The sequence below is a fragment of the Bacillus sp. JK106 genome (assembly GCF_053663355.1).
On sequence record NZ_JBSJQC010000003.1, the window covers coordinates 814091 to 838415 of the forward strand.

The 24325-nt window shown below is 45.9% G+C and carries 24 protein-coding genes; 6 read left to right on the plus strand and 18 right to left on the minus strand.

The annotated features are described in order from the left end of the window. Positions 1 to 21: 21 nt before the first annotated feature. From ACWJJS_RS14520 to sppA, 8 genes are all read right to left on the minus strand, one after another. A complete protein-coding gene (locus ACWJJS_RS14520) occupies positions 22 to 534 on the minus strand; it encodes a MogA/MoaB family molybdenum cofactor biosynthesis protein (protein ID WP_094247661.1) in 513 nt (170 codons plus the stop codon). Between the two features lie 99 nt (positions 535 to 633). After that, a complete protein-coding gene (locus ACWJJS_RS14525; protein ID WP_003152426.1) occupies positions 634 to 1821 on the minus strand; it encodes an acetate kinase in 1188 nt (395 codons plus the stop codon). 311 nt (positions 1822 to 2132) lie between these two features. Next, a complete protein-coding gene (locus ACWJJS_RS14530) occupies positions 2133 to 3119 on the minus strand; it encodes a class I SAM-dependent methyltransferase (RefSeq protein WP_326374975.1) in 987 nt (328 codons plus the stop codon). Positions 3120 to 3180: 61 nt separating this feature from the next. After that, positions 3181 to 3684 carry a thiol peroxidase gene (gene tpx / locus ACWJJS_RS14535; protein WP_007408050.1) on the minus strand — a complete coding sequence of 168 codons (504 nt, stop codon included), beginning with the start codon at positions 3682 to 3684 and terminating at the stop codon, positions 3181 to 3183. Positions 3685 to 3799: 115 nt separating this feature from the next. Then, on the minus strand, positions 3800 to 4240 hold the full coding sequence (gene ytfJ, locus ACWJJS_RS14540) for a GerW family sporulation protein (RefSeq protein WP_003152423.1): 441 nt from the start codon (positions 4238 to 4240) through the stop codon (positions 3800 to 3802). Positions 4241 to 4252: 12 nt separating this feature from the next. Further along, on the minus strand, positions 4253 to 4942 hold the full coding sequence (locus tag ACWJJS_RS14545; RefSeq protein ID WP_454023663.1) for a DUF2953 domain-containing protein: 690 nt from the start codon (positions 4940 to 4942) through the stop codon (positions 4253 to 4255). 77 nt (positions 4943 to 5019) lie between these two features. Next, positions 5020 to 5511, minus strand: coding sequence for an RDD family protein (locus tag ACWJJS_RS14550; RefSeq protein WP_017418361.1), 492 nt, complete (start codon positions 5509 to 5511; stop codon positions 5020 to 5022). Positions 5512 to 5524: 13 nt separating this feature from the next. Continuing rightward, positions 5525 to 6532: a signal peptide peptidase SppA gene (gene sppA / locus ACWJJS_RS14555; RefSeq protein WP_003152419.1), complete on the minus strand. Its 1008-nt coding sequence runs from the start codon at positions 6530 to 6532 to the stop codon at positions 5525 to 5527. Positions 6533 to 6713: 181 nt separating this feature from the next. Here sppA and ACWJJS_RS14560 point away from each other — a divergent pair, with 181 nt between their 5' ends. After that, positions 6714 to 7520, plus strand: coding sequence for an NAD kinase (locus ACWJJS_RS14560; RefSeq protein ID WP_003152418.1), 807 nt, complete (start codon positions 6714 to 6716; stop codon positions 7518 to 7520). A 16-nt stretch (positions 7521 to 7536) separates the two neighbouring features. On the opposite strand, the gene ACWJJS_RS14565 is transcribed toward ACWJJS_RS14560, so the two are convergent. The 5 genes from ACWJJS_RS14565 to ACWJJS_RS14585 all read right to left on the minus strand — a co-directional run bounded on the left by ACWJJS_RS14565 (position 7537) and on the right by ACWJJS_RS14585 (position 13543). Beyond that, on the minus strand, positions 7537 to 9132 hold the full coding sequence (locus ACWJJS_RS14565; RefSeq protein ID WP_454023664.1) for an amidohydrolase: 1596 nt from the start codon (positions 9130 to 9132) through the stop codon (positions 7537 to 7539). A 23-nt stretch (positions 9133 to 9155) separates the two neighbouring features. Then, positions 9156 to 10742, minus strand: coding sequence for an acyl-CoA synthetase MbcS (mbcS, locus tag ACWJJS_RS14570; RefSeq protein ID WP_102421675.1), 1587 nt, complete (start codon positions 10740 to 10742; stop codon positions 9156 to 9158). Positions 10743 to 10889: 147 nt separating this feature from the next. Then, positions 10890 to 11108, minus strand: coding sequence for an alpha/beta-type small acid-soluble spore protein (locus tag ACWJJS_RS14575; RefSeq protein WP_003152415.1), 219 nt, complete (start codon positions 11106 to 11108; stop codon positions 10890 to 10892). Between the two features lie 80 nt (positions 11109 to 11188). Further along, the gene (thiI, locus tag ACWJJS_RS14580) at positions 11189 to 12394 is read right to left on the minus strand and encodes a tRNA uracil 4-sulfurtransferase ThiI (RefSeq protein WP_454023665.1); all 1206 of its coding nucleotides are present in this window, start codon (positions 12392 to 12394) and stop codon (positions 11189 to 11191) included. A 3-nt stretch (positions 12395 to 12397) separates the two neighbouring features. After that, on the minus strand, positions 12398 to 13543 hold the full coding sequence (locus tag ACWJJS_RS14585; RefSeq protein ID WP_065180631.1) for a cysteine desulfurase family protein: 1146 nt from the start codon (positions 13541 to 13543) through the stop codon (positions 12398 to 12400). Positions 13544 to 13736: 193 nt separating this feature from the next. On the opposite strand from ACWJJS_RS14585, the gene brnQ reads away from it, so the two are divergent. Then, positions 13737 to 15077: a branched-chain amino acid transport system II carrier protein gene (gene brnQ / locus ACWJJS_RS14590; RefSeq protein ID WP_003152412.1), complete on the plus strand. Its 1341-nt coding sequence runs from the start codon at positions 13737 to 13739 to the stop codon at positions 15075 to 15077. Between the two features lie 112 nt (positions 15078 to 15189). On the opposite strand, the gene ezrA is transcribed toward brnQ, so the two are convergent. After that, positions 15190 to 16881 carry a septation ring formation regulator EzrA gene (gene ezrA / locus ACWJJS_RS14595; protein WP_094247656.1) on the minus strand — a complete coding sequence of 564 codons (1692 nt, stop codon included), beginning with the start codon at positions 16879 to 16881 and terminating at the stop codon, positions 15190 to 15192. A gap of 196 nt (positions 16882 to 17077) precedes the next feature. Here ezrA and hisJ point away from each other — a divergent pair, with 196 nt between their 5' ends. After that, positions 17078 to 17890 (plus strand): histidinol-phosphatase HisJ, encoded by an 813-nt coding sequence (hisJ, locus tag ACWJJS_RS14600; protein ID WP_069473539.1) that lies wholly within the window; start codon positions 17078 to 17080, stop codon positions 17888 to 17890. Here hisJ and refZ read toward each other — a convergent pair. Further along, positions 17880 to 18503: a forespore capture DNA-binding protein RefZ gene (refZ, locus tag ACWJJS_RS14605; RefSeq protein WP_007408038.1), complete on the minus strand. Its 624-nt coding sequence runs from the start codon at positions 18501 to 18503 to the stop codon at positions 17880 to 17882. The two genes, hisJ and refZ, sit on opposite strands and share 11 nt — an antisense overlap. Before the next feature lie 125 nt (positions 18504 to 18628). Here refZ and ACWJJS_RS14610 point away from each other — a divergent pair, with 125 nt between their 5' ends. Then, positions 18629 to 19111 (plus strand): GAF domain-containing protein, encoded by a 483-nt coding sequence (locus tag ACWJJS_RS14610; RefSeq protein WP_003152408.1) that lies wholly within the window; start codon positions 18629 to 18631, stop codon positions 19109 to 19111. Between the two features lie 34 nt (positions 19112 to 19145). Here the strand turns inward: ACWJJS_RS14610 and ACWJJS_RS14615 are convergent, their stop codons facing one another. Next, positions 19146 to 20894 carry a sensor domain-containing diguanylate cyclase gene (locus ACWJJS_RS14615; protein ID WP_003152407.1) on the minus strand — a complete coding sequence of 583 codons (1749 nt, stop codon included), beginning with the start codon at positions 20892 to 20894 and terminating at the stop codon, positions 19146 to 19148. 290 nt (positions 20895 to 21184) lie between these two features. Here ACWJJS_RS14615 and rpsD point away from each other — a divergent pair, with 290 nt between their 5' ends. Beyond that, on the plus strand, positions 21185 to 21787 hold the full coding sequence (rpsD, locus tag ACWJJS_RS14620) for a 30S ribosomal protein S4 (protein ID WP_003152406.1): 603 nt from the start codon (positions 21185 to 21187) through the stop codon (positions 21785 to 21787). A 142-nt stretch (positions 21788 to 21929) separates the two neighbouring features. Here rpsD and ACWJJS_RS14625 read toward each other — a convergent pair whose 3' ends face one another. Together ACWJJS_RS14625 and ACWJJS_RS14630 are read right to left on the minus strand one after the other, a co-directional pair. Beyond that, the gene (locus ACWJJS_RS14625) at positions 21930 to 22079 is read right to left on the minus strand and encodes a PhrK family phosphatase-inhibitory pheromone (RefSeq protein WP_162886258.1); all 150 of its coding nucleotides are present in this window, start codon (positions 22077 to 22079) and stop codon (positions 21930 to 21932) included. Continuing rightward, positions 22080 to 23192 (minus strand): response regulator aspartate phosphatase, encoded by a 1113-nt coding sequence (locus ACWJJS_RS14630; protein ID WP_166706020.1) that lies wholly within the window; start codon positions 23190 to 23192, stop codon positions 22080 to 22082. Between the two features lie 287 nt (positions 23193 to 23479). Between ACWJJS_RS14630 and ACWJJS_RS14635 the strand changes: the two genes are divergently transcribed. Beyond that, positions 23480 to 24163, plus strand: coding sequence for a hypothetical protein (locus tag ACWJJS_RS14635; RefSeq protein ID WP_146284211.1), 684 nt, complete (start codon positions 23480 to 23482; stop codon positions 24161 to 24163). Positions 24164 to 24325: the final 162 nt, after the last annotated feature.

A 24325-nucleotide genomic window follows, 5' to 3' on the forward strand; every position in this document is an offset into this window, starting at 1 on the left:
GAGCAAAGCCTTTTTATACATTTATAAATCTTTTCGGATTTCCCGGAGCACATGAGGCAGTTCAGGAATAATCAGTTTACTCATTGCAAGCTTTACGGCGCCTGAGGAGCCGGGCGTGCAGAAGACTGCGGTATTTCGGATCACACCCGCTGCCGCTCTGGACAAAATGGCGGCGGAACCGATGTCCTCCGTATAGCTCAGCATGCGGAACAGCTCGCCGAATCCCGGGAGTTCTTTTGAAAACAGCGGCGTGACCGCTTCAATTGTGACATCCCTTTCGGCAATGCCCGTCCCTCCGTTTAACAGCACCGCATCTGTATATTCATCCATACAGCCGGATAAAACGGCTTTCTGCAATTCATCTTTTTCATCTTTTACAATGTCATAAGCGACCGTTTCAAATCCTGCTTCTCTGATGAAATCCATCATGACGCGCCCGCTTTTGTCGGTTTCTTTCGTTCTCGTGTCGCTGACTGTAACCACCTTGCAGCGCACGGCTGACGGGGCTTCTTGTTTATGTTCATGCACACTCATTGCTTCACCTCATCGTTTATGTATTAAACATATCGTAACGTTTGACTCTGGGGCATTCAATAAAAAAGCACACCCTAAAGGATGTGCTTTTTTCGATCATTACTGTGCAAGGCGGACAACGTCGCGTGCGATCATGACCTCTTCGTCAGTCGGAATGATGATGACTTTGACAGGAGAGTGAGGGTAGCTGATAAACGCTTCCTCGCCGCGCACGTTGTTCAGCGCAGGATCCCAATATACACCCATGAATTCTAAGCCGCGAAGCACGCGTTCTCTGACTTCAACGCTGTTTTCACCGATACCCGCAGTGAAAATAATCGCGTCAACGCCGCTCATTCTCGCAGCATAAGAACCGATGTATTTATGGATTCTGCTTGCAAACACTTCAAGAGCCGTTTCCGCTCTTTCGTTTCCTTCTTTTGAAGCTTCTACGATATCGCGAAGGTCGCTGGAGAAACCGGATATGCCAAGCAGTCCGCTCTTTTTATTTAACGTATTTAATACTTCATCTGCCGTCTGATCCGTTTTTTCCATAATGTACGGGATCAATGCAGGGTCGATGTTTCCTGAACGTGTTCCCATCGCAACACCCGCAAGCGGTGTGAAGCCCATTGACGTATCAATGGATTTTCCGCCTTCTACGGCCGCAATACTTGCGCCGTTACCGAGGTGGCAGGAAATCAGACGCAAATCTTCAAGCGGGCGGCCGAGAAGCTCAGCTGCGCGCTGTGTCACGTATTTATGAGAAGTGCCGTGGAAACCGTATTTGCGGATGCCGTATTTCTCGTAGTATTCGTACGGAAGGCTGTACAGGTAAGATTGCTCAGGCATCGTTTGGTGGAACGCCGTATCAAACACTGCAACCGCAGGCACATCCGGAAGCACTTCTTTAAAGGCTTTAATGCCGACGATGTTAGCCGGATTATGAAGCGGCGCAAGTTCTGAAATCTCTTCAATCTCACGGATTGTTTCATCCGTAAGCAAAACAGAATCGCTGAATTTTTCTCCGCCGTGAACCACACGGTGGCCGATTCCGTCAATTTCATTTAAATCCTTTATAATACCGAATTCAGTCAGCTTGTGAAGCAGCATCTTCACCGCAACCGCATGATCCGGAATATCTGTCACTTCTGTATTTTTTTCGCCGTTAACAGAGATAGTGAAAACGCTGTCGGCGATACCGATCCGTTCTACTAAACCTTTTGTTAGCACCTTTTCTGAAGGCATTTCGAATAACTGAAATTTTAAAGATGAGCTTCCTGCGTTAATTGCAATAATTTTAGACATAAATGACGCTCCTATCAAAATTCTTCTTCGTTTGTTCGTTCTTTTTTCCCAGACCATAACTGCGGTCCAAAAAATATCTGACTTTTCCATTTAAACATTGTCAACCCAGCATTTCAAGTCAACATCCACATTGGTACCGCTTACAACACGAAGTCGATATTTTCTGATAAATCTCATTTGTGCCAAATGGACGGCACGGCCTTACGGAATATTATTTTCTTTCCTTAATTTGTGTTTTCGCCCTGATTTCCATTCATTTTAAAAAACGAAAAGCAGCGCGGGATTTTGCGTCTCGCACTGCTTTTTCGCCATTATTTTTCTTTTTGAATCCATTGATCCAATTTTGCCATCATCTCCCGCATCGCCTGCTGGTTCGCAAAAGAAGGAAGATTCGCCAAAAGCGCTTGTTTCGGCGGCTTTGTGTCTTCGCCTTTTTTCTGCAAGATTAAAATGCTCTTTGCCTGCGCTTCGTCTTTAAACATAGTAGCCGGCAGCTGGAGAAGGGCGTTGATATACACTTTTTCCGCAAAAAACCGCTTCAGTTTATCGCTTTGCGCGCTGTCAAACAGATGGTTCGGAATCATAAAAAATAAGTATCCGCCCGGTTTTGTATGTTTGACGCTCTGCTCAATAAATAAGTGGTGGGCAAATGAGTGGCCTTCATCCGCTTTCAGCTCAAACGCTTCAGCGCCTTCGTCATTCGGATAGTAGCCGACCGGCAAATCGCAGATAACCGCATCGGCCGGTTCGATAAATAACGGCTGAAGACTGTCCTGGCAGAACAGCTCCATTTCTTTTTCCTGCAGATTCGCCTGAGCATAAGCGATCTTCAGAAGGACATCGTCGATTTCAATGCCGAAGCTTTTTGCCGCTTTGTCAGAAAGCTGGTTTGCCGCGGTCAGCAGAAGATTTCCGGTGCCGCAGGCGGGGTCCAGCAATGTCAGGCCTTTTCGGCCGCCCGTAAATTTATTCACGAGGTAACTGATGAAAAGGCCGATCGTATCAGGCGTCATCTGTCTGTTCGGATGGGACTTATCTTTCAGTCCTTTTAAAATGGCGAGCTGGAACGCCTTGCGGATCCATTCATGCTCCCATTTTCTGAAGTCTGCTTTCGCAAGCAGGCTTTTAAGCTCGCCGGCTTGCTTTTCCTGAAGCGGAAGCTGGTCGGCCGTTTCAAGAAAATACATCTCTCCCGCCTCCGCAAGCCCCTCAATATAAGAAATCTCAAGGCCTTCTGCTATCACTTGAGCGGCTTCATCTAAAAGTTCATAAATCTGACCGACATGGTCGTGTTGCATGCTGTTTCCTCCTTGCCATGAAAAGAGCTCCGCGGCAGCACCCGGAGCTCTTTTTCCCTCTTTACTTGATTAACGCTTTTGCAGCTTCGATAGGCTTTTCATAATTCGGGTGGTTTGTCGCTTCGCTTACGTATTCCGCGTAAACGACTTTTCCGTCCTGATCAAGGACGAATACGGAACGTGCCAAAAGACGAAGTTCTTTGATGTAAACACCGAATGCTTCACCAAATGACATCTCTTTATGATCCGATAATGTTTCCACTTTATCAATTCCGTTCGCTCCGCACCAGCGCGCTTGTGCAAACGGAAGGTCGGCGCTGATTGTATAAACGTTCACATCACCGAGTTTTGCGGCTTCTTCGTTGAAGCGGCGTGTCTGCGCGTCACATACGCCTGTGTCAATGGAAGGAATAACGGATATGATCGTTACTTTCCCTTTCATATCTGCTAATGTCTTCTCTTCTAATCCGTTTGTCAAAACCGTGAAGTCAGGAGCTTGGTCACCCGGTTTCACTTCTTGTCCGATCAGCGTCACGGCTCCGCCTTTAAATGTAATTTCAGCCATTCTGATTCCTCCCTTTATCTATGTATAGCTCTATCATAGTCGAGTTTTATGCAAACTGCAAAGGTTATGCCGCATCGTAAAAAAAGCTAACTGCGGGCGGCAGTTAACTTTTCTGTTATAAATCGATATCCGTTCTTTTTTGGTTCCGGCCTTTTTCATTCTTTTTAAACATATGCTGGATGCGTTCAATCGTTTGAGGCGCGGAGTCTAACAGTTTATCAATCAGATGGGTGTTTTCGTCTAAATGAAGCATACGCACGCCGTTTGTTCCGACAATCAGAAACGCAATCGGCGTAATGGATACTCCGCCGCCGCTTCCGCCGCCGAACGGGAGCTTCTGCTCTTTTCTTTCATCATCATCGGTTCTTTTTTCAGCCGGCTTTCCTCCAAACTCGCTTCCGCCCGCCGCAAATCCGAATCCGACCTTTGAAACCGTTAAGATTACGCTGCCGTCAGGCGTTTCAACAGGATCGCCGATGATTGTATTCACGTCAATCATTTCTTTTAAATTTTCCATAGCAGTTTTCATTAAACCTTGAATGGGGTGGTCTGCCATATGCGCTCCTCCTTAAACTGATGAATCATTCTTTGAAGCAACCGGAACCGGCTGTTTCTTTCGTATGATAGAAAGTCCGTTCCGCCCGTATTTGAGCAATTTGAAAGCTGCACCTATAAGATGTCCAAAACGAAAAAATAATATACACTGCAAATGCGTCTTGGATGCAGGCACTTGAAAAGACGGAATGACTTCGCACACCGGTTTATGTATGAAACGCAGATGATCATACAGCATGGCCGTAAGGCCTCCCTTTACGGCCCACAATCCGCCGGCGGCGATTCCCGTAACGGCGGCGTCTTTTATTCCGATAACCGTCACCCATTCGAACTTCGTAACACGGACTCCCGCAAGAAATGAGGCGGCGATTTGGCGCATCTGAAAGACTTGGTGCAGAATCATTTCTATTCTGTGAATGCTCTGTTTGACATCTTCATATGTGATTTTTTTCTTCTCTTTTTTCTGACCTTTCATTTCTGATTTCGTGTCCTGTTTGACATCAATAGACGCGTCTTCGCTGTTTACTTTAATGACGGGCAGCGTTTTTTTAAAACGGACCAGCCCGTATAAGGCCGAGAGTTTAAACGTCAGTTTGTCGTTATCTTTATCGTGAAGATATTCGAAAGTCAGATGGATTTTCATCCTCATGAGCAGCCAGACCAAAATGAGAATGAGAATAACAGCTGCTGCGGCATATCCCATAAGCTTCACTTCCTTAGCAGCATTATCGCCAAAACCCAAAAAAATAAACCCGGACGTTTATTCCGGGTTTACTGCTTTTATTTGCGGTACAGCGCTTCGTGAATCACCGTTGTGTCGGCGATCAAATCGTGAATGCCCTGCTTTTTGGGCGTAAACGCAATGACGATATAGAGAATCCAGATTTTATCGATATAACGCCCCACCGCTTCTCTGAAAATGACGGTGCTCCAAGTCAGCGGCTTTCCGGGCGTCAAAGAAGTGACCTTTAACCCGAAGACCATCTTGCCGAGTGTCTGATGAAACCATTTCGTCATGAACACAAAATAGGCGAGGTAGACGATCAGGGTTGTGACGGAATAAGCTGAGATTGTAAACATTCCGCTTGTTGCCGGGAGCTTCATCAGCGTGAAAATCGGTGAAACGATGAGATGGTTAAGTCCCCAGACCACCAGCCAATCAAGAAGAAACGCCCAAAACCTGATCCAAAAGCCCGCATATGCCTGCTCGGGCGCCTTCTGTTGTTCGGCTTCCTCTTCTTTGCCGTGAAAGCCTTCGTAAGTCGCGTCCATTCTTTCTTCCCCCCTACTTTGCATAGAGATACATCATCCGCGGCGAACCGGATTGCGAAATGAGTTCTTTCATATTCAGAAAATCAATTTCGCTTTTAAACATTTTCGCTGCGCTCATGGAAAAGAGCGAGCCTAATCCGAATCCTTCCTCGTATGTGATGACTGAAGCGTTTTTCATATTTTTATGGTCCTTTTTCATCGCGCTGATCGTATCATCGTAAAAACCGAGCTCATCAACGAGGCCGATTTTTTTCGCTTGTCTGCCGTCGTAAACACGGCCGTCGGCAATTTTTTTCACATCCGCTTTTGACATGTGCCGGCCTTTTGAAATGACATTGACAAATCCTTCATAAGAATCGTTGACCATTGTCTGCATGATCTTTCTTTCTTCCTTCGTCATGTCGCGGGTCGGGGACATGATGTCTTTATGCGCGCCGCTTTTAATGGTTTCAAACTTGATGCCGAGTTCATCGGCGAGCTTGGAATAATTGACGCTTTCCATGATGACGCCCAGTGAACCCGTGAGCGTTTCCGGTGAAGCATAGATTTTATCGGCGGCCGTTGAAATATAGTAGCCTCCCGATGCCGCCATGGAGCCCATGGATACATAAATCGGTTTCTTCGTTTCTTTCTTTAGTTCTTCCAGTTTTTTATGTATTTCCGCGCTTTCGTAAACGCCTCCGCCGGGAGAATTGATTTTCAGTACAATTCCTTTGACGCTTTTATCTTCTTTCGCACGCTCAACCTGTTTTAAAAATGATCTGTGATCATACCCGCCTGAGCTGAGCAGGCCAGCGGACCCGCCGTTATCCTCAATCGTGCCGTCCACTTCAAGCACGGCGATTTTACTGCCGGGGCTGCCCTTATCCAGCGTCACTTCCTCTGTGTCATCTGTCAGTGATGCAAAGTCAGACCCGGTATCTCCGATATTCTTCAGCACCCCGACGGTCACACTTGCAATGACTGATACGCCGAAAATGCCGAGCGCGATGACGAGCGCAATCCATCTTTTTGCATTCATTTGTTCTCCTCCTTTTCTGTCAATATTCGTACGTTCCCCCGTAAAAAAAGATTCATTTTTTTCATGAAGCGCTTTCTCTTAACGGATAAACAGGAAACATGTTACACTATTGCCACAGGTATTTTAACACAATACCTGCTGGGAGAAAAACGTAAATATGACAGCAAAGGGGAATGGGGATATGACCGATCTTCGCCGCAATGTTTATTTTTTTCACAAACAAAACAACGAAACAAAAGAACAAGTCAGCTCCTTGAAGCAGCTTGCTGAATCGCACGGTTTTACAGTTGCGGCTCACCCGGAGGATGCCGGTATTATCGCCAGCATCGGCAGCGACGGCTCATTTCTGCAAGCCGTCAGAAAAACCGGATTCCGTGATGACTGCCTGTATGTCGGCATCGCTAAAAAAGGGAAAGCCCATTTGTACTGTGATTTTCACAGCGATGAGCCTGAAAAAATGGCGGCCAGCATGACGGCGGAACAGCTTGAGGTCAGAAAATACCCGCTCATTCACGTAACGGTGGACGGCAGCAATCATTTTCACTGTTTAAACGAAGTTTCCATCCGTTCAAGCATTATTAAAACGTTTGTGATGGATGTGTTAATTGATGATCTTCATTTTGAGACGTTCAGAGGAGACGGGATGATCATTTCCACCCCGACGGGCAGCACCGCCTACAATAAATCTGTCTCAGGCGCCGTTGTTGATCCTTTGATTTCCTGCATGCAGGTATCCGAACTGGCGTCGTTGAACAACAACACATACCGTACACTCGGATCTCCGTTTATTTTAAGCTCAGACCGGAAGCTGACACTGCAGGTGGTGCAGGACGGCAATGAGCATCCGATTATCGGGCTTGATAATGAAGCGCTCAGCACGCGGAATGTCAAAAAGGTTGAGATTACACTATCCGATAAAAAAATCAAAACGGTGAAATTGAAAGACAACTCTTTCTGGGAAAAAGTAAAGCGATCATTTTTATCATAAAAAAAGAGGACGGGCATCACTGCCTGTCCTCTTTTTCATATACGATACGGCCGCCGACGACGGTTTTGACCGCTTCCAATTCATGAAGCTTTTTCGGATCCGTCCCGAACGGATCACCGCTGAGTACGGTAAAGTCGGCATCATAGCCGGGGGCGATCCGTCCGCGGCTATGTTCTTTATGGATGATGCCCGCGCTTCCCTCCGTGTAAAGCTGAATGGCTTCGTACACGGTCAGGCACTCTTTTTCATAATAGGCCGGACCTTCCGGGTGCTGCTTGCTTGTACGGAGCACAGCCGATTGAATGCCCAGAAGCGGATCGGCCGGCTCAATCGGGGCGTCTGAGCCTCCGGCGCACAGCAGCCCTTTTGACAGCAGTGTTTTCCAGGCGAAAGCCGTTTTCATCCGCTCTTCTCCGAGCCGGTCAATCACCCACGGAAAATCACTGGCCACAAAATGCGGCTGAAGATCAAGTCCGATCGGCAGCCGGGCGGCTCTTTCAATCAATCCGTCATCTAATACTTGCGCATGAATGAGCCTGTCTAGCTGTCCGGGCTTTGCCGGGTATCTTTCGATAACATCGAGCACCTTTTCAAATGCAAGGTCGCCAATCGCGTGCACGGCGATCTCCATTCCTTTCTCTCTCGCTTTATAAACAAGAGCGGCAAGGGTCTCGTCATCGTGCACCTGAACGCCGGAAACTGACGGATCATCATGATAAGGCTTTTTCAACAGAGCGGTTCTGCCTCCGAGCGCGCCGTCAGCAAAAATTTTCATCGCTCCGTATTCCAGGTAAGGTCCGGTCGATTTATCCAGAGCGCTCCAGCTGTCGACGGCTTCGTGATGAACGAGCAGATGGGCGCGAAAAGGATAAAGGCCGCTGCCGGTTAATGACTCGTACGCGGCAACGGGAACGGACGCGTCTCCGTAGTATGCCAGATCTTCTGAATGCCCGCCTGTCAGGCCTTTTGACCAGCAGTCCGTAATCGCCGTTTGAAGCGCGCGTTTGACATAGTGAAGTGAGACGGGCGGAAGGGCCTGTGTCACAAGCTCTTGGGCTTTATCCAACAGAAGGCCTGTCGGACCGGTGCCGTCCCGGACGATAATCCCGCCGTTTGGATCAGGGGTTTCGTTTGTAATCCCCGCCGCGCGCAATGCGGCCGAATTAACCGCTGCGGCGTGCCGGCATACCCGCTTCAGCAGGACGGGGCGGTCGGGAAAGAGCGGGTCAAGGTCATGCTTCGTGACGTAATCCGGCCGTTCAAACAGGTTTTCATCCCAGCCTTCGCCGATCAGCCATTCGCCATCTTCCAATTCACGCTCTGCTTCTTTTGCGGCCCGCAGGATCGCTTCTTTTGACGTCAGCTGCGACAAATCGAGGCGAAGCTGTTTTTCCCCGTGTCCGATTAAATGCATATGACTGTCCGAAAACCCCGGGAACATGACAGCTCCATGTAAATCGATTTCCTCCGTATCAGGCGAACCGTATGTTCCCTGGAGCTCCCGGAAGCCGCCCGTCTGTTTGATGATGCCGTCTTCGGTATAAACGGCTTCAGTGACATGGTTCTCGTCAAGCATTGTATAGATGGTGCCGCCGTGCCAAATCGCTTTCATCCCCGCTCACCCTTTATCCTGTATTATGCTTTTTTATCAGCCTTCAGCCGTTCTTCACGCTGTCTCAGCTCCACACGTCTGATTTTTGCGGACGCCGTTTTCGGCAGGCTTTCGACAAATTCAATTTCTCTCGGATATTTGTAAGGCGCCGTAATTGTTTTTACGTGGTTTTGCAGTTCTTTGACAAGTTCGTCACTGCGCTTTTCATCGTCTTGTAAAACGACATAAGCTTTTACGATTGAACCTCTGATTTCATCCGGGCTTGCCACGACTGCACATTCTTTCACTTCCGGATGCTTCACGAGCGCGTCCTCTACTTCAAAAGGCCCGATTGTATATCCGGAGCTGACGATAATGTCATCATTGCGGCTCTCAAACCAAAAGTAGCCGTCCTCGTCTTTTTTCGCGCGGTCTCCTGTAAGAAAGTAATCTCCGCGAATCTGCTTTTTCGTTCTTTCGGGATCTTTATAATATTCCTTGAATAAAGCCGGTGTGCTCAAATGTACGGCGATATCGCCCGTTTCGCCTGTTTCGCATATTTCGCCTTTATCGTTTATAATCTCTACTTGATTTCCGGGGGTCGGTTTGCCCATGCTTCCCGGCTTAATATCCATATCCTTCAGGACGCCGACTAACAGGGTGCTCTCCGTTTGGCCGTATCCGTCTCTCACTTTAATGCCGAAATGCTTCCGGAATACGTCAATGACTTCCCGGTTTAATGGCTCACCCGCAGAAACTGCGCTGTGAAGAGCAGAAAGATCATATTTGTCCAGCTCCTCCACTTTTGCCATCAGGCGGTATTCCGTCGGGGTACAGCAGAAGACATTTACTTGATGGCGCTCCAGCAGCTCTAAATACGTCTTGGCGTTGAATCTGCCGTGATAAATGAATCCTGTCGCGCCGCTTCCCAGAACGGCGAGCAGCGGGCTCCACACCCATTTCTGCCAGCCGGGAGCCGCGGTGGCCCACACTGTATCGTCTTCAGAAATATCCAGCCATGCACCGGCTGATGTTTTTAAATGGGCAAAGGCCCAGCCGTGTGTATGTACAACGCCTTTAGGCTGGCCGGTCGTGCCTGAAGTATAGGACAAAAACGCCATGTCCTCTCTTGTTGTATCAGCTGTTTGAAAACTGTTTCCGTCCGCTTCAATCGTTAAGAGGTTTTTCCAGCCGGCATCATTTTCACCGATTGACAATGTCACCAGCTGCTCGGTATTCACCTCGTCAAACGCGTTTATAAATGAAGGAAAAACGATAGCGCCTTTCACTTCGGCGTGTTTGATCCGGTATTCAAGGTCTTTGGCGCGCAGCATTTCCGAGCAAGGAATGACGACCATCCCCGCTTTTAAGATCGCTAAATAAACGGCATACGCTTCAAGCACTCTCGGAACCATGACAATCAGCTTATCGCCTTTTTCAAATCCGAGACCTTTCAGGCGGGCTCCGATTTTATTGGTTTCTTCCATCAATTTTTCATACGTCCAGACTTTCTTGCCGCCTGTTTGATCTTCCCAAATAAGCGCGTTCTTCTCTTTGGAACGGCTGAACTTTTCGATTTCATTTACAAGGTTATAGTTCTTTGGGGCGATTAAATCTTCTCGTTTTAACACGAACAACTCCTCACTTTCTTTCCCCATTATACATAAACATAGGCCATTACAATAAAAATATGCATAAATTGCTTCCCGCTTCTATCTATACTCATGAAAAAAGAGCGGGGAATTCCCCGCTCTCTTAGCCATTATGTGAAGTTGTGATTAAAACTGCTGCTGGCTGCTTCCGCCCATGCTTTGCTGAGCAAAAGAGACAAGACGTTTTGTGATTTCTCCACCGACAGAACCGTTGGCGCGAGAAGTTGTTTCCGGTCCAAGGTTTACACCGAATTCAGAAGCGATTTCGTACTTCATTTGGTCGATAGCTTGAGCAGCGCCTGGCACTAAAAGCTGGTTGCTGTTTCCGCTGTTTGATTGTGACATGTGTATCACCTCCTTGTGAGTATAGAATGTGATAAAACACATGTCTTCATTCAAAAAAACTTTGGTAATTGTATACAGTTTTAAAACAGGCCGGCAAACTTATCGTGAGCTTCCTGCTCTGAGTAAACAGTGATGGTTTCGATGCCGGCAGCGGCCTCTGCAATCAGCGGTTCAAAATCAACGAAGCTTTCGAAGTGCTCGATTTTTTCTTTTTTCGGACGTGTTTTCGGACTTGGCGGCGTAAAGATGGTGCAGCAGTCCTCAAACGGCTGAATGCTTGTTTCATAAGTGCCGATTTCTTTTGATTTCTCGATGATTTCTGTTTTGTCCATTCCGATTAAAGGGCGCAAAACCGGTGTTGCCGTCACGGCATTGATCGCATACATGCTTTCAAGGGTCTGGCTCGCTACCTGCCCGAGGCTTTCCCCCGTAATGATCGCGAGCGCTTTTCGTTCTTCTCTGATTCTGTCCGCGATTTGCAGCATAAGACGCCGCGTCGCCGTCATCGTATAGTTTTCCGGAATTTGTTTTTGAATGAGTTCCTGCGTCTTTGTAAACGGCACGATATGAAGCGTCATACTGCCGCCGAACTTCGCGAGGCATCCCGCGAGATCCATAACTTTCTGCTTTGCCCGTTCGCTCGTATACGGCGGACTGAAGAAATGTACGGCTTCAACTGATAATCCCCGTTTCATCGCGTAAAAACCGGCGACCGGACTGTCAAAACCGCCGGAAAGCATCAGCATCGCTTTACCCGCGGAACCGACAGGAAGGCCTCCGGTGCCTTTTTCGTTACGAATGGTCAGGAATGTCGCTTCCTCCCTGATTTCAATCCGAAGCGGAATATCAGGATTTTTCACATCGACGGTTAATCCATCCGTGTTTTTCAAAATATGGCCGCCGATTTCAGCGTTCATCGCATTCGTATCTAATTCAAACTGCTTGTAAGCCCGTTTGGTCTCGACCTTAAACGTATTCCCCGGTTTATATTCGCCTTCTATCGCGGCTAAAGCCGTTTTTTTAATGTCTTCCAGCTTGCTTTCGCATTTAATTGCGAGACTGAAACTTTGAATGCCGAATATATTCTTTAATAAGGAACAAATTTCCTCCGGGTTTTCTCCATTAAGTGTAATTGACATCCGGTCCCGGTTTGAAAAGTATTTTACTTTTTTATAATCCTTTAATACCAGGCGGATATTCTGTTTTAATCTTTCAATAAAACTGCGTCTGTTTTTTCCTTTTGTGGATATTTCACCAAAACGGATTAAAATATGATCGTAATTCATATGCTACCTCATCATTTTTTTTAGTTTTTGAACAGCCGGCACCAGCGCGGCCATAAACGGCTCCGTGATGTCAGCCGTATGGCTGAAGTTCAGGCTGACTCTGATGCTGCTTGATGCAATCTGTTCGCCTTTATTCATTTGCAGAAGAACACGGCTCGGTTTGTGCTCTCTTGCCGAACATGCCGCTGTTGTGGAGACATATATTCCTTTTTCCTCAAGCATGTGCAGCAGCACTTCCGCCTTCACACCCGGAACGGAAAAATTAATGATATGCGGCGCGCTGTTTTCGGCGGGAGTGTTGATGACGACCCCGTCCGTCCCGCTCAGCCTTTCCATGAGCGCATTCTTGGCAGCCTCAACGGAAGAAAGCCGCTCATTCATGTCACGCGCGGAAAGATTGATCGCTTTCGCAAGGGAAACGGCGCCTGCCGTGTGTTCTGTTCCGGCGCGGACGCCTTTTTGCTGCGAGCCGCCCGTTATAAGCGGAATGAGCCGCGTTCCTTTTTTGACGATAAGCGCTCCGGTCCCTTTTAAGCCGTGAAACTTATGCCCTGAAACGGTGCAAAGGTCAATGCCCGCTTCTTCTATAGACAGAGGAACTTTATGAATGCCCTGCACATGATCAACATGAAACAGAATATTCCGGTGCTGCTTCAAAAACCCGCCGATTTCCTTTACGGGCTGAATGGAGCCGACTTCGTTATTGACATGCATGACGCTGACGATTATCGTATCCGGCCTGATAGCCGATTTGACGTCTTTCAAAGAAACGAAGCCGTTTTGATCGGCCGGAAGATATGTGACTTCAAAGCCGAACAGCTCTGTCAGCTGATCAAGCGTCTCCGTCACAGAAGGATGCTCAATCGCCGAAGCAATGATATGTCTTCCTTTACTCATGTTTGCCCAGGCCGCTCCCTTTAACGCAGCGTTATTCGCTTCAGTCGCGCCTGATGTAAATACAATATCATAATTTTTTAAACGTAAGGTTCTTTTTATTTGCTGAGCGGCCGCTTCAAGGAGCTGTTCCGTCTCAGTTCCTAACTGGTGCAGAGACGAAGGATTGCCGAAATAACGGCTGCTCGTCTGTTTATACACTTCCAAAACCTCTTCATACGGCTCGGTCGTTGAGCTGTTGTCTAAATATATCATTTTTTTTACTCCTTTTATGAAAACGGTACATCGTATGATATTTATGCTACCATAACAAAAGTAAATAGAAATTCGCAATAAATCGAGTATTGACTTCTCTGTACATTGCCATATAATAAGTAATGTTCGTTTTGTTATATTATCTGACAATTAATTGACAGAATATTTCAACATAGTATTTAGGAGGATTTTTATGAAACACTCACTACCTGTCAAAGATACCGTTATTATCGGTTTCATGCTTTTCGCACTTTTTTTCGGGGCAGGAAATATGATATATCCGCCGGAGCTTGGGCAAGCGGCGGGGCATAATGTCTGGAAAGCGATGGGCGGTTTCTTACTGACCGGCGTAGGACTGCCGCTTTTGGGTATTATCGCCATCGCATTAACGGGCAAAGACGCGAAAGGACTTGCCGATAAGGCTCACCCGGTATTCGGCACTATTTTCACCGTTGTGCTTTATTTATCAATCGGGCCGCTTTTCGCGATTCCGAGAACCGGAACCGTTTCATATGAAATCGGTGCAGTTCCGTTTTTAAGCGGCATTCCGGAAAGATTATCTTTATTTGTTTTCACGTTGATCTTTTTTTCTATTACGTATTATTTAGCTCTTAACCCGTCCAAAATCGTGGACAGAGTCGGAAAAATTTTGACTCCCATTAAATTCGGTATCATTTTAATCATTGTCGTAAAAGCCATCGTCACTCCGATGGGCGGGCTGGGCGCCGTACATCAGGCATATTCCGGAACACCGGTGTTTAAAGGATTTTTGGAAGGCTATAAAACAATGGATGCGCTCGCCTCAATCGTCTTCGGCGTCGTTGTCGTCAACGCTGTTAAAAGCAGGGGCGTCACCCAGCGTAAAGCGCTCGCGGCCGCTTGTATTAAAGCGGGTCTGATTGCAGCGGCGGGTTTGACATTCATTTATTTATCTTTGGCCTATCTGGGAGCGACAAGCACGGACGCTGTCGGGCCGCTCGGCGAAGGCGCAAAGATTTTATCAGCTTCATCTGATTACCTGTTCGGTTCACTGGGAAACATCGTTCTCGGCGCCGCCATCACCGTTGCGTGTTTAACGACAAGCATCGGGCTTGTCACATCTTGCGGCGAATATTTTTCAAAATTGATTCCCGCTTTATCATACAAAATGGTGGTTACGATTGTCACGCTGTTCAGTCTGGCGATTTCAAATTTCGGACTTGCTGAGATTATTGCATTTTCAGTTCCTATTTTATCAGCCATTTATCCGCTGGCGATTGTCATTATCGTCCTTTCCTTTATTGATAAAATCTTTAAGGAAAGACGCGAAGTCTATATCGCCTGCCTGATCGGAACGGGACTGTTCAGTATCCTGGACGGTTTGAAGGCAGCAGGCATTCCGCTCGGATCATTAGATTCATTCTTAAACGCAAATCTTCCGCTTTACAGCATGGGAATCGGCTGGGTGCTTCCGGGCATTGCCGGAGCGATCATCGGCTGCATCATCACGTTTTTTATCAGCCCGCCCATCGAATTAAATAAAGCAAAATCGTAACATTCAGCGCCTGCGGTTTGATGTATATCAGCCATAGGCGCTTTTATATTCCGTGAGAAACAAAAAAACTGCACCTCTGATTTCCATCAGGGTGCAGTTTTTGCTTGTGCGTCTATGAAGCAGATTGATCAGCTTTAATTTTTTTCACGGCGCCGGGAGCTGCTTTTTCAACAGCAGCTGCCGCCATCTCATAAGCTTCATTATAGCTGTAAGCGTAAAACAGCCGTTCCGCTTCTTTCAGCTGTTCGGATAAAATATGATTCTGGCTTCGGAAGCGGTTGCCGTACTGGATGATCCGCTCAATCAGCTTCACCTGAATCACAAGTTCTTCCGCCTCTTCGCTGACTTCCGCAACCACCTTTTCAGCTTCGGTCAGATGTTTGGCGGCTTCCTCCATGTTTAACGGCAGCTCTTCCAATTGGCTGACGGTTTCTTCTATATGATGATTTGCCGTCTCGAGCTTGTCCTTAACTTGTTCAGGAATTCCCGGCACGTTGCTTTTTTGCAGCATTCGGGCCGTGTCAGAAATGGTTTTCCGAAGATTCATCAGTGTTTCCCGCGCCTGCAGTTCTTCTTTTCTGAGCGCCTGCAGATTTTCACGGTATTCGGCATGTTCTTTCTGAGCCTCTTCCATCTGCTTTTCGATGGCCTCGACTTCTTCAATCAGCAGCGAGTAAGCGACATGCTCACCGTCAAGCTTTTCTCTCGCCTGCTCAAGGAGCCGGCCTATCGTTTCCAGCTGTTTTTCGAAAGCATGCTGTCTGCCGATTTCTCCCGCCGTCAGCTGATAGCTTTCCTTGACGAGTTCCGTTTCGGTTTTTGTGCGGTCTTTTTCTTCCTCAAGCTTCTCATACGCGATGATCAGCTCAGGCATTTTGCTTAATACGGACTGTCCGGCTTCCACTTCGCCTTCCAGCTGTTCATACATCGATTGAATGGTTTCATCAATCAGCTGAAGAATGGCGGACGCTTCGTCGACATCTAATTCTTCCAAAAGTGCGCTTTCGGCCCGTTTCAATTGATTTGTGAGTGTCTCCAGCTCTTTTTCGATTTGAATATGCTCCAATTTGTAGCCTTTTTCCGTCATTTCCCGGTAGCCGTCTTTCAGCTTGGCAATTTGGTTAGGCACGGTCTGTTTACAGTCCGCGAGCAGTTTCGGAACGTCATCTATGTATGTTTGAAGCTGATCCAGTCTGCGGTCCTGTTCAAGCAGCACTTTTCTCGCTTTAATGTAATTGCCGCTTTCCGTCTCTTCTTCGAACTTTTTTATGCCGCTCCAGATTTCGTCGAGATCCGTCTCCAGGCTGTTATATAGCTCTCCGTAGAGATGGCTGTACGCCAGAAGGTTTTTTCGCGCTTTTGAATACCGCTCACGCACCTCTTCAATCTCTCCGCGGCTTTTTTCCTCGCTCGTCACAAGGTCGCTGATCTCACGCAGTATGCCTTCTATATTTGATTCGGCTGCAGTGAGGAGGTCGTCGATGTGAACAAGCACCTGATTCGCTTTTTTGAACCGGTATTTGTCGGCGTTCTCTTCGGCATCATAAAGGAGCTCTTCTACTTTCGGCAGATGGGCTGTGACAATTTCATCCCACTCTTCGCGCCATCTTTCAAAGAACTCTTCCGTCTCTCCGGTCATTTTCAGATGTTTGATCTTGGACATTTCTTCCACTATCGAACGGTTTAAAATTTCAATCTTCCATGACTCCAGCCGGTCAATTTCCGTATAAATTTTTTTCCTGAAAAAGTAGCCCGCCGCAAAGAGCGCGAGCAGTATAACCAATAATCCGATGACTAACTCCATAATGAGCCCCCTTGTTGTTCTCTTAATCTGTCAGGGTGTTTTATGTATTCAGAAAGATTTCAATATATGTATTGAGAAAATCTGTCGTTTTCATTGTTATTATGATACCATGTAACCAACATTTTTTGACCAGAAATCAAAAACTTTTTGCATAATTTCGGGCAGGATTCTGCAATTTTTTAATGGAGTGACACAAATGGAAAAACGAGACGCTCATATCCACACGCCTTTTTGCCCTCACGGCTCGAAGGATGCGCTGAAAGAATATGTCGAAAAGGCCCTGGAAAGAGGCTTTGACTCGATCACATTTACAGAGCACGCCCCCCTTCCTCCGTCATTTCAAGATCCCGTACCGCTTCAGGACAGCGCGATGGATCTCAGACAGATGGAGGTTTATTTGGAGCGGCTTTCACAGCTGAAAAAGGAATATGATGGACAAATCAGCATTCTGACCGGGCTAGAAACTGATTTTATCACAGGGTATGAAGAGGAAACCGCGGCGTTTCTGAACACGTACGGCCCCTCACTGGATGACGGCATTTTATCCGTTCATTTTTTGAAGACCGGTCCGTCTTATATCTGCCTCGATTTTGACGAGCATGCGTTTCGGCAGCTTGCCGACCACTTCGGAAGCGTTGAAGCCGTATATGAACAATACTATGAAACTGTGTATTCTTCCATTGTAACACCTCTCGGCCCCTTTAAGCCAAAACGGGTCGGCCATATCACGCTCGTCAAAAAATTCGCACGCCTTTTCCCTTACAGCATGTCACCTCAAATAAGAGAGCTTGCGGCCCGCTGTCTTGACGCCGTGAAAGAACACGGAATGGAGCTGGATGTGAATACATCCGGGCTCAGAAAGAAGTTTGCCGGGGAAGTATACATGGAGGATTGGATGGCTGAGACGGCGAAGCAAAAAAAAATCCCGCTCATATTCGGGTCGGACGCCCATCAAGCGGAAGATGTCGGCAGTTCCTATGAAACGTACAAAAGCATCATTACTTCATAAGCGCCGCATCAGGCCGTCGGAACACGCTTTCGATCCATATCTTCACCTCTTCAAAATACCTTTTATAAAAGTACGGTTCATGAGGCTGCATATAGAGCACCTCCGTAATGTATTGAGGCTGAAGATACGGCATCATCAAGAGGGATTTCAATTGCAGAATAAAATGCGGCACGGGCAGCGTCAGCCGTCTGTGGCGTGACTGCCCTTCTTCAATCACCAGCTGGAAAATATATTTTTCTTTCATTAAGTAAGTAGACATAATTTCCCTGATAAGCACGGAATCAATCGTCACTTCCCGGTACACAAACCGCGTTAATTGACGGTTATCGTGCTGATAGGATAAAATATCGAAAATCACCCGCAGGATGCGTTCCTGCGCGTCTTCACCGTTCATACTGACGGCGGCTTTTTCCAGCGCTTCAGTATAGCCTTCGTAAAACTCGGAAACTAAATGTTCCATTAATCCGCCTTTCCCTTTAAAATAGTAGGAGATGTGCGCAACATTTACATCAGCTGACTTTGCGATTTCACGGACGGACGTGCCGGAATAACCTTTTTGGTTAAACAGCTGGACAGCGGCGTTAATAATTTTGTCTTTGGTGCTTACTTTCATACGGCTCACCCCTTTATGTGTAACAATTCAAGCAGAAAGGCGCCGTTCCTGTAAGAACTTCTCGACAAATGCCGGCAGAACGGCCGGAACTTTGTTTGATATTATAGAAAAAGTGAGGGTTTTCCATGTTTCATGTCGAAAAACAATCCGGAGATAAAGAAAAAAGTTATCAGCTTCTGCTTAAACAGCTCGAAGCCATGACAGAAGATGAAACGGATGCGATCGCAAATTACGCGAATGCATCAGCGCTTTTATACCATTCATTACATGAAGTCAACTGGGCGGGGTTTTACTTCGCTAAAGAGGGCGAGCTCGTGCTCGGACCGTTTCAAGGACTTCCTGCCTGTGTGCGCATTCCGTTCGGCAGAGGCGTATGCGGCACTGCCTACTCTAACGGCGCCGTGCAGCGGATTGCCGATGTGAATGCGTTCCCGGGACATATCGCCTGTGACGCGGCTTCCCAGTCAGAAATCGTCCTCCCGATCCGCGTAAACGGTGAAGTGATCGGTGTGCTGGACATTGACAGCCCTGTGAAAAACCGTTTTGATGAAACGGACGAAACCTATTTAGCAAAGTTTGTTGAAACGCTTGAAAAACGATTAGGATAAAAAAAGGAGCCCGGCCGGCAGGCCGGCTCCTTTTTTATGTCGTCGTGCTGTTTTGGTGGATGATCAGCCGGTTTTTGCCGTTCCGTTTGGCGATATAAAGCGCCTCGTCCGCTTGCTGAACGAGCATTTTCAACGGCATCGGGCCTGTCTTTGACCAGCAGGAAACGCCGCAGGAAATCGTCACGCGCGGCTCGGTGTTTTCCCGGATGGCGCGAACAAGCCTTTTAGCGATGCGTTCTCCGGATGACACGTTGATATTCGGCAGATAGACAGCCAGCTCCTCGCCCCCCCACCTCGCAGCGACATCATGCTCACGAATATGGTTTTTCATAACGGAGGCCACCTGAATCAGGATCGAATCTCCCGTTTGATGACCGTATGTATCATTAATGGTTTTGAAATTATCGATATCAACGAGGATGAATACACCCCGTTTATGAATTTTCATGCTGTATTGAATTTTCTCATCCAAATAGGTTCTTGAATACAGCTCCGTCAGCTGGTCTGTCTGAACAAGATGCTCAAGCCTGTCGCGCAGCATGGAGTTCGTGACCGCCAATGTCGCATGGTGAATGAGCGCTTGAAAAAGCTTATACATTTCAAACGTAAAAGCATACAAATCCTTTTTCAATAAAATCGCGAATCCGAAGACGGTGTCATTTTCGATCATCGGCACCGCCATCAGCGAGCCGAAGCCGTTTTCGCCGAATACAGTCTTTCCGCTGCCGATAAACACGCCCTTTTCTCCCTCGAACAGCTTTTCTTTCACAATGCTGATATAGGGGTTCGCACGTTCTGTCTTAAAAAAAGCGGTATGTCCCGGAAGCAGATTTTGCGTCTCAAAATGATCAATATGAAAAAAAGCCACTTCTTCCGCATGAAATGATTGGGTCATAATGGCGGCGAGTTCCCGCATCGTGTCAGTGAGTCTGAGGCGCTGATTCAGCTGGCGCGATGTTTCATTAATGAGCTCCAGATTCGCAATGCTTTTTTTCGATTGCTCATAGAGCTGCGCATTTTCAAATGCTTTTCCCGCCGCGCCCGCAAGCAGCAGCATTTCACTGAGAGTACTGCACGAAAGAACGGCATCCTGCAGCCCCTCCGTCTTCAGAACCCCGTAAGTCCCCTGCTGGCCTTTGATCGGCAGGTAAGCAGATGACCTGCCTTTTCTGAGCAGTCTCCCCGATAAATAAACCTTCAGGGCAGACGGGTCGGCATCTTTTCCGTCCATATGTAATTCTTTTGCGGGAAGCTGTCTGTCCGTATCCTGATCCTGCGTGATAAACAGTGAAAAGCGGAAAGACCGGAAAGCCGTACTCAAACTTGCCTGCAGTTTTTCCAAAACCTCATTTTGATCCAAAAGCGAATGGAACATTTCTGTCATTCTGTGAATTTTCCGCTGATGCTTCGTTTTGTCAAACAGCCCGCTTTGTCTCACAGATTGATTGATAAACTGAGTAACGATCTCAGGCAATGATTCCGGGATCGGCAGCCCGCCTTCCGAGCGCAGATAAAAGGATCTGCCGGACGTCTGATTCCTGATCATAAAACGGCCGTCACTCTCTTTCAGCGGAGCATAATGCGGTTCATCTTCTGTTTTTATGGTGAAACGTGTTGATTCTGCCGGTGAAAGGGTCAATGAAAGAGATGTAAAGCAGGATTCTAGAGCTGAGGCCAGCCATAACAGCGAGTCGGATAATGAGACGGATTCAGATTTCGTTAAGAAAAAAGAAAGCATTTTCTGATGAAAGGCCGTCACTTCATCAATTGTTTGTTTTTTCATTTTTATCACCTAAACATGTACTACTCATTTTTGTACATTATATCATAAACCGACACTCTTCATGGAGAAATGGTTGACGGCGGCGGAGAAAAATCATATAATGTTCTTTGTGTGAAATATTGCAGCCTTTTTGTTCAGCTTCTGTGTTTGCATTTTGTTCCTTAGCTGTAAGGTGTATCGTGTAACTCTCTGCTGCTGGAGCGAGGATACATGAAAACAAAATGTGCACGGTCGGATCGAACAGACGGTTTTTATTTTCCACAAAATAAAACCAAAGGAGGAGTCACATTATGGCTCGCTATACAGGTCCATCTTGGAAACTGTCCCGCCGTTTAGGAATCTCTCTTAGCGGTACAGGTAAAGAATTAGAAAAACGCCCTTACGCACCAGGTCCCCACGGTCCGGGACAGCGTAAAAAACTATCAGAATACGGTTTGCAATTGCAAGAAAAGCAAAAACTTCGTCACATGTACGGTGTAAACGAACGTCAATTCCGCACATTGTTTGACAAAGCTGCAAAAATGACTGGTAAACACGGCGAAAACTTCATGATTCTTTTAGATGCACGTCTTGATAACGTTGTGTACAAGCTCGGTCTTGCACGCACTCGCCGTCAAGCTCGCCAATTAGTTAACCACGGTCACATCCTTGTTGACGGAAGCCGCGTTGACATTCCGTCTTACCAAGTAAAACCTGGTCAAACAATCGGTGTTCGCGAAAAATCAAGAAACCTTTCTATCATCAAAGAATCTGTAGAAGTAAACAACTTCGTTCCTGAGTACCTTACTTTCGACGCTGAAAAGCTTGAAGGTACATTCACTCGTCTTCCAGAGCGCTCTGAGCTTGCTCCGGAAATTAACGAAGCGCTTATCGTTGAGTTCTACTCCCGTTAAGTAAAACGCTCTTTAAAGAGCATTGGATTAAACCCTAGAAACGTTGTTATATCAACATTTCTAGGGTTTTTCTTTTGGGCTGTCAGAATGGTGGACAGATGCTCCCTCTCTTTATTAAAAAAAGCCCCGGACAGGGGCTTTTTTATGTGCCAACTGGCCGCTCTGCTAATTGCAGAGTACCGACCGGGCGCTCTGTTATCTTAACATCCGATGATGCATGATTCATTTTGACTGCAGCTAAACCACTTAACGTAACGAAGGTGAGAGCTGCACAAAGAATAACTTTTTTCAATTACAATCCCTCCAGGTGCCTCATTTTCTCCTCGGCTAAAATAGCATGTTTAGAAAATTCAAGCGCCTCTTTATAGAGTCCATGCTTCTCACAGTGTTCTGAAATAACCAAAGAAAGATCAAAGACGCTATCAAGGTCATTTACTTCATATAAGTAAGAAATACCACCTCGACAAGTTTCAATGCTTTTCCTCTGATCCTGCTGCAGAAGTCCGTAAATAATATTTATTTTAGCCTCATACACCTTATTCTCTTTTCGTTTAAAATATTCCTTTGTCTTTTTATAATAATATGGCATTTTATTTACATCCCCTATTTTATAAAGCTCTTTCAGAAACATATACAGGGAATTTATATAATAAACCGAGTCCCTCCAATCTTTATTTCTGATGGCTTTTTTCAAGGCATTTATACAGTCTTGGGAACGATTTGCTGCAGAATATGTAATACTTAAATTATGATGTATTAATGCGGTAAATAGTGAATCGTGTAGAACTCTCGAAATTCTGATTGCTTCTAAAAAACTTTCCTCCGCTTTTTCGTAAAGCCCTAAATCAGTGTAGTTTTGCCCGACAATCATAAGAGACGTGGCAAGCTTTCGTTTATAGCCTTCGTTCTCTCTATAAATTTGTACAGAGTCATTGATATAATTCAAAGAAATTAGACTCTGCCGCAGCATCATATACATAGACGCCACTTTCGAATAAAATTCAGCCCGCTCTATACAATCGGGTATATCTTTCAATTTTTTCTCGGCTATTTTGAACAAAGTAATTGCTTTCTCAAAATTCCTTTTGTGCGACTCATATAACGCTTCAAATAGAAAGAAATAATATTCAATCATATGGTCTGTTTTTTTTATTTCCTCAGCGTGGTTTTCATTAAAATATGAATGAGGCGGAAGCTCCTCCCCTTTCACCTGATACAAAAGCATTTTATGCCTTTCCTCCAACAAAGAATAATACATCAAAACTTCCTGATCCTCTTCCATCTCATCAAACAATGGTTTGACCTCTTCAAAATATTTCTCAGCAGACTCAGCGTCTTGTTGTTTTATCGCGATATACCAATCATTTAATATATTTGCAACACATTCAGAAGCCAGTTTACTCATAAGATAAACCCCTCTTTCTACAAATATTCTAAATTTTCTCAAACAATATTCTAGCATACCTTTAACATAAAATGTAATTAATAGGATTTTTTTCGACATCACGCAATTTTCTCTTTCGACATCGCGCAATTACAAAAAAAGGCTATTTACCCACTTTTTCAGAACGGTATTATAGCGGACTATTTATCTCCATTGTCGAATTTACACTTCGCTGTCCCTATTCTTAAAAAATAACAATACAGGTATAATTTGGGTCGTAACGAATATACAATAGGGAGTGTGATTGTTTGAAGAAATTCAGGTCAGCTTTACTTTTGTTTTTGGTCACTGCATTGGTTGTAGGTATTATGCCCAACTTTAAAGCCAAAGCAGAAAGCAATGAAATGTTGAACATCCCTGCATCAATGTCAAATGATACTGTAGGTGAGAATGTTTTTGAGATTGATGGGGAAAAGTATGTCTATTCTTACGACTTTACTGACCCAGCTGTGAATAAAGCTAAAGTTACTGAGGAAAATGGGGCAGTTACAAAATTTGAATACAACAACGAAACAAACACACTTTATAAAAACGGTGAGGTCGATTTTAACCTTACTATGGAGGAAGATGGGGTATTTTCTTCTTCTAATATGTCAACTATGAAGATACCGCCCGGTGGAAAATACATGGGGAAATACAATTATAAATACAATTTGAAAGGCGTTTCTGTCGGTGTGGCAGCCACAGCTATTTCAACAATAACAAAAACACCTTACAACGTAGTATTCGCTATTGTAGGGTTTTTAGCAGGTACCCAAACAACTGCATACTATACAGTATTCCAATATCGTTATGCCTTTAAATGCAGCGCATACCCTTATGCTAATAGAACAAAATTCTACGAAGACTCTAAAAGAAAGAAAGTCCTTAAAACGGCAGACAGTCCCAAATTCTTTGGAAGCAGGCCAATCCCATCAACTTGCCGACCATAAAAACGAGGTGAAAAAATATGCAACAAGAAAAAACAACGTCTAATATTAACAGGATATTAAAAAGATATATCCTACTGTTCCTTGTTTTATGTGCATGTTATTTTGTTTACATGGGCGTTTTGGGTAATAAATTCACTCCAGTCCCATTGATTATTTTCATCG

What these genes read in the sequence shown, in the direction of transcription:
- ACWJJS_RS14585 (WP_065180631.1), bottom strand. Translation starts at nt 13,543, where the DNA reads ATGATATATTTAGACAACAGCTCAACGACCGAGCCGTATGAAGAGGTT.
- ACWJJS_RS14520 (WP_094247661.1), bottom strand. Translation starts at nt 534, where the DNA reads ATGAGTGTGCATGAACATAAACAAGAAGCCCCGTCAGCCGTGCGCTGC.
- rpsD (WP_003152406.1), top strand. Translation starts at nt 21,185, where the DNA reads ATGGCTCGCTATACAGGTCCATCTTGGAAACTGTCCCGCCGTTTAGGA.
- ACWJJS_RS14575 (WP_003152415.1), bottom strand. Translation starts at nt 11,108, where the DNA reads ATGTCACAATCAAACAGCGGAAACAGCAACCAGCTTTTAGTGCCAGGC.
- ACWJJS_RS14560 (WP_003152418.1), top strand. Translation starts at nt 6,714, where the DNA reads ATGACCGATCTTCGCCGCAATGTTTATTTTTTTCACAAACAAAACAAC.
- brnQ (WP_003152412.1), top strand. Translation starts at nt 13,737, where the DNA reads ATGAAACACTCACTACCTGTCAAAGATACCGTTATTATCGGTTTCATG.
- ACWJJS_RS14545 (WP_454023663.1), bottom strand. Translation starts at nt 4,942, where the DNA reads ATGGGATATGCCGCAGCAGCTGTTATTCTCATTCTCATTTTGGTCTGG.
- ytfJ (WP_003152423.1), bottom strand. Translation starts at nt 4,240, where the DNA reads ATGGCAGACCACCCCATTCAAGGTTTAATGAAAACTGCTATGGAAAAT.
- ACWJJS_RS14630 (WP_166706020.1), bottom strand. Translation starts at nt 23,192, where the DNA reads ATGAGTAAACTGGCTTCTGAATGTGTTGCAAATATATTAAATGATTGG.
- ezrA (WP_094247656.1), bottom strand. Translation starts at nt 16,881, where the DNA reads ATGGAGTTAGTCATCGGATTATTGGTTATACTGCTCGCGCTCTTTGCG.
- thiI (WP_454023665.1), bottom strand. Translation starts at nt 12,394, where the DNA reads ATGAATTACGATCATATTTTAATCCGTTTTGGTGAAATATCCACAAAA.
- refZ (WP_007408038.1), bottom strand. Translation starts at nt 18,503, where the DNA reads ATGAAAGTAAGCACCAAAGACAAAATTATTAACGCCGCTGTCCAGCTG.
- ACWJJS_RS14615 (WP_003152407.1), bottom strand. Translation starts at nt 20,894, where the DNA reads ATGAAAAAACAAACAATTGATGAAGTGACGGCCTTTCATCAGAAAATG.
- ACWJJS_RS14610 (WP_003152408.1), top strand. Translation starts at nt 18,629, where the DNA reads ATGTTTCATGTCGAAAAACAATCCGGAGATAAAGAAAAAAGTTATCAG.
- ACWJJS_RS14565 (WP_454023664.1), bottom strand. Translation starts at nt 9,132, where the DNA reads ATGAAAGCGATTTGGCACGGCGGCACCATCTATACAATGCTTGACGAG.
- hisJ (WP_069473539.1), top strand. Translation starts at nt 17,078, where the DNA reads ATGGAAAAACGAGACGCTCATATCCACACGCCTTTTTGCCCTCACGGC.
- ACWJJS_RS14550 (WP_017418361.1), bottom strand. Translation starts at nt 5,511, where the DNA reads ATGGACGCGACTTACGAAGGCTTTCACGGCAAAGAAGAGGAAGCCGAA.
- tpx (WP_007408050.1), bottom strand. Translation starts at nt 3,684, where the DNA reads ATGGCTGAAATTACATTTAAAGGCGGAGCCGTGACGCTGATCGGACAA.
- ACWJJS_RS14530 (WP_326374975.1), bottom strand. Translation starts at nt 3,119, where the DNA reads ATGCAACACGACCATGTCGGTCAGATTTATGAACTTTTAGATGAAGCC.
- sppA (WP_003152419.1), bottom strand. Translation starts at nt 6,532, where the DNA reads ATGAATGCAAAAAGATGGATTGCGCTCGTCATCGCGCTCGGCATTTTC.
- ACWJJS_RS14525 (WP_003152426.1), bottom strand. Translation starts at nt 1,821, where the DNA reads ATGTCTAAAATTATTGCAATTAACGCAGGAAGCTCATCTTTAAAATTT.